Annotated in this window: 3 protein-coding genes and 1 pseudogene; all 4 read left to right on the top strand. The window is 64.3% G+C overall.

Translation table 11 applies throughout. From position 1 onward, the window contains the following. A pseudogene (locus ENZ75_RS23470) lies at positions 1–201 on the top strand (hypothetical protein); the annotation flags it as partial. Between the two features lies 1 nt (position 202). Further along, entirely contained in the window at positions 203–1,180 is a 978-nt protein-coding gene (locus ENZ75_RS23465) for a small ribosomal subunit Rsm22 family protein (protein WP_013532524.1), read from the top strand. A gap of 220 nt (positions 1,181–1,400) precedes the next feature. Further along, positions 1,401–2,891, top strand: a complete 1,491-nt coding sequence (locus tag ENZ75_RS23460; RefSeq protein ID WP_013532525.1) for a replicative DNA helicase — start codon at positions 1,401–1,403, stop codon at positions 2,889–2,891. 222 nt (positions 2,892–3,113) lie between these two features. Further along, positions 3,114–4,146 (top strand): DNA repair protein RadA (gene radA, locus ENZ75_RS23450; RefSeq protein WP_128278344.1); only part of this gene is annotated, 1,033 nt, incomplete at its 3' end.

The raw sequence follows: 4,146 nt of genomic DNA, 5'->3' as shown, positions 1-4,146 counted from the left end.
CTGTTCGGCTTCCTGCTGGCGCTGGTCGACACGTCAGCCGCCGGTCGCGCCTACGCCGCCTATGGCGGCATCTACATCGTGGCGTCGCTTGGCTGGCTGTGGCTGGTTGAAGGCGTTCGCCCCGACCGCTGGGATCTTGCCGGTGCCGCGCTCTGCATTGCCGGTGCTTCGGTGATCCTTCTCGTCCCGCGGGGCGCTTGAGATGGAGTTGCCTGCCTCCCTTCGCCAAGGTGTCGAGCGTCTGCTCGAAAACGTTCCGCTGGCGGTACTCAAGCAAGCGGCAAAGACGCTGTCCGACCGCTACCGCGCCGAGTTGCGCGACGGCCGTCTGCACATGGCCGAGGATCTGGCGGTGAAGGCCTATCTGGCGACGCGGCTGCCGGCGACCTATGCCGCGATCCGTGCCAGCCTCGACGCGCTGAGCGACGCCAAGCCTGCCTTTCAGCCCAGGACCTTGCTCGATGTCGGCGCCGGCCCTGGCACGGTGCTTTGGGCCGCGACCGATCTGTGGCCCGATCTCGAACAGGCGGTGTTGTTCGAAGCCAGTGCCGCCGTGCGTAAGGTCGGCGAGACGCTTGCCGGCAACACTATTGCCGCCCAGAGCAGATGGCTGGCCGGTGATGCCACCATCGACCTTGCTGACATCGAGCCGGCCGATCTGGTCACGTGCGCTTATGTGCTCGATGAAATCGCGCCGGCATCGCTGCCGAAACTCATCGACCGGCTCTGGCAACTCACTGGCGACACGCTCCTGATCGTCGAGCCCGGCACCCCCGCCGGCTGGCAGCGCATCCTTGCCGTGCGCCGGCAGCTGATCGAGGCGGGCGCGCATGTGCTTGCGCCTTGCGCGCATCAGGCGCCCTGCCCGCTGGTCCAGCCCGACTGGTGCCATTTTTCCCGCCGCGTCGCCCGCTCGCGCCTGCATCGGCTGGCCAAGGATGCCGACGTGCCGTGGGAAGACGAGAAATTCATCTACGTCGCGGCTTCTCGCGACGGCCCCACATCACACCAGGCACGAGTTCTTGCGCCACCGAAATCCGGCTCCGGCAAGGTTCTGCTCAAGCTTTGCCAGGACGACGGCACCGCCACCGAGCGCTTGTTCACCAAGCGCGACGGCGCCGACTTCAAGTTGGCCCGGCGATTGGACTGGGGCGACAGGCTGGACAACATCGCAAAATGAACAGTGCCATTGTTCTTGCTTTGTTCCGACGAGTCAGATAGAGATCCACGCCCTGTCGAGTCAACCGGAATCGGGGCACGCGAATACTCTCCTGTGGACGATTGGTTGTTCCTGTGAACAACGGGCATCAAGGTTCTTTGGTTGGGTAGTGATGCAGAAAGGTCAGCACCGACTCATCACGTTCTGATATCGAAAGGCCGGGATTGAAATCGGGGATATCATGGCAGAGGCAGCGCGAAAATTCGGCGTCGCGGAAACACCGCTTTATCGTGAAGCGCCAAACAACATCGAGGCCGAGCAGGCGTTGCTCGGCGCCATCCTCGTCAACAACGACGCCTTCTACCGCGTCTCTGACTTCCTCAAGGCCAGCCATTTCTACGAGCCGCTGCACCGCAAGATCTATGAGGTGGCGTCCGAGTTCATCCGTATGGGCAAGGTGGCGACGCCGATCACACTGAAAACCTTCCTGCCGGCCGACGAGAAGGTTGGGGACATGACGATGGCGCAATATGTCGTGCGGCTGGCGGTCGAGGCTGTGACCGTCGTCAACGCCACCGACTATGGCCGCGCCATCTATGACCTTGCGACGCGCCGCGCGCTGATCACCGTCGGCGAAGACATGGTCAACATCGCCTATGACGCGCCGGTCGACATGGCACCCGGCGAACAGATCGAGGATGCCGAGCGGCGGCTGTTCGAGCTGGCCGAAAACGGCCGCTACGATGGCGGTTTCGAAAGCTTTTCCGATGCGTTGAAGAATGCCGTCGACATGGCCAGCGCGGCCTATATGCGCGATGGCCACCTGTCCGGCATTGCCACCGGCCTGCGCGATCTCGACCATCGCATGGGTGGCCTGCAGCCTTCGGATTTGATCATCATCGCCGGCCGCCCAGGCATGGGCAAGACGTCGCTGGCCACCAACATCGCCTACAACATCGCTGCCGCCTATGAGCCTGCCCAACAGGCCGACGGCTCCGTCAAGGCGGCCAATGGCGGCGTCGTCGGCTTCTTCTCGCTTGAAATGTCGTCGGAGCAGCTGGCCACCCGCATCATCTCCGAGCAGACCGAGATTCCATCATCGAAAATCCGGCGCGGCGATTTGACGGAAGCCGATTTCGGCAAGCTTGTCGCCTACACGCAGGAGAACCACAAGCGCCCGCTCTACATCGACCAGACGGGTGGTATCTCGATCGCCCAGCTCGCGGCGCGCGCCCGCCGCCTCAAGCGCCAGCGCGGGCTGGACCTGATGGTCATCGACTATATCCAGCTGATGCAGGGTTCATCTGCCAAGGCGTCGCAGAACCGCGTCCAGGAAATCACCGAGATCACCACCGGACTGAAGGCGCTCGGCAAGGAGTTGGGCGTGCCGATCATCGCGCTCTCACAGCTCTCGCGTCAAGTCGAAAGCCGCGACGACAAACATCCGCAGCTGTCCGACCTGCGCGAATCGGGCTCGATCGAGCAGGACGCCGACGTCGTGCTGTTCGTGTACCGCGAGGAATATTACATCAAGAACAAGGAGCCGGAGAAAGGCACGCCCGAGCATCTCGCCTGGGAGACGAAGATGATCGAGGTCCAGGGCAAGGCCGAAGTGATCATAGCCAAGCAGCGCCATGGACCGACCGGCACCGTCAGCCTTGCCTTCCAGGGCGAGTTCACCCGCTTCTCCGACCTCGCCGAGGAGCATCATCTGCCGGAAAGGTTCGAGTGACCTATTGAGACAGGTCCCATTCCTTGGCGCCCCCCTCTGTCCTGCCGGACATCTCCCCCTCAAGGGGGGAGATCGGATGGCATCGACGCTTTCGCCAATTTTTGGCGTTGAAAAGAAGGCGCAAGCGCTGAAGCTGCAAATCTCCCCCCTGGAGGGGGAGATGGCCGGCAGGCCAGAGAGGGGCGCTGCCCCGCCAGCCTGTCACGGCGTGGCTTCCATCTAATGGCCAAGTCGCGCGTCCAATTCATCTGCCAAAGTTGCGGATCGGTGCATCAGCGCTGGGCCGGCAAATGCGATGCCTGCGGCGAGTGGAACACGCTGGTCGAGGAAGGCACGTCCGGCGGCATCGGCTCAGGACCAGCCAACACGCGCAACGCCCGCAAGGGACGCGCCGTGGTGCTGACCACGCTGTCCGGCGATATCGAGGACGCGCCACGCATCATCTCGGGCATTGGCGAACTCGATCGCGCCACCGGCGGCGGGTTCGTGCGCGGCTCGGCGCTGCTGGTCGGCGGCGACCCCGGCATCGGCAAGTCGACGCTGCTCACCCAGGCGGCCGCGGCGCTGGCATCAAAAGGCCACCGCATCGTCTATGTCTCGGGCGAAGAGGCGGTCGCGCAGATCAGGCTGCGGGCGCAGCGGCTTGGCGTCGCCTCCTCTCCGGTGGAACTTGCCGCCGAGACCAATGTCGAGGACATCCTGGCGACGATCGCCGACGGCAAGCGGCCTGATCTCGTCATCCTGGATTCGATCCAGACGCTGTGGACCGACCTTGCCGATTCGGCACCCGGAACCGTCACCCAGGTGCGCGCTGCCGCCCAGGCGATGATCCGCTATGCGAAATCCACGGGTGCGGCGATCGTACTGGTCGGCCATGTCACCAAGGAAGGCCAGATCGCCGGGCCGCGCGTCGTCGAGCACATGGTTGACGCCGTGCTCTACTTCGAAGGCGAAGGCGGCCACCACTACCGCATCCTGCGTACGGTGAAGAACCGTTTTGGACCGACCGACGAGATCGGCGTCTTCGAAATGTCGGACAAGGGCCTGCGCGAGGTCGCCAATCCGTCCGAGCTTTTTCTTGGCGAACGCCATGCCAAATCGCCGGGGGCGGCGGTTTTCGCCGGCATGGAGGGGACAAGGCCGGTGCTGGTCGAGATCCAGGCACTGGTCGCACCCTCCTCGCTCGGCACGCCGCGCCGCGCCGTCGTCGGCTGGGACGGCGCGGCGCGGCGTGCCGAGCGAGGAGGGTGCGACC

Source organism: Mesorhizobium sp. M7A.F.Ca.CA.002.04.1.1, assembly GCF_004022805.1.
Lineage (GTDB): Bacteria > Pseudomonadota > Alphaproteobacteria > Rhizobiales > Rhizobiaceae > Mesorhizobium > Mesorhizobium ciceri.
This window is presented reverse-complemented; position numbering and strand designations above follow the sequence as displayed.

Excerpts from the sequence above, each read along its gene's own strand:
- ENZ75_RS23460 (WP_013532525.1), top strand. The coding sequence starts at position 1,401 with ATGGCAGAGGCAGCGCGAAAATTCGGCGTCGCGGAAACACCGCTTTAT.
- ENZ75_RS23465 (WP_013532524.1), top strand. The coding sequence starts at position 203 with ATGGAGTTGCCTGCCTCCCTTCGCCAAGGTGTCGAGCGTCTGCTCGAA.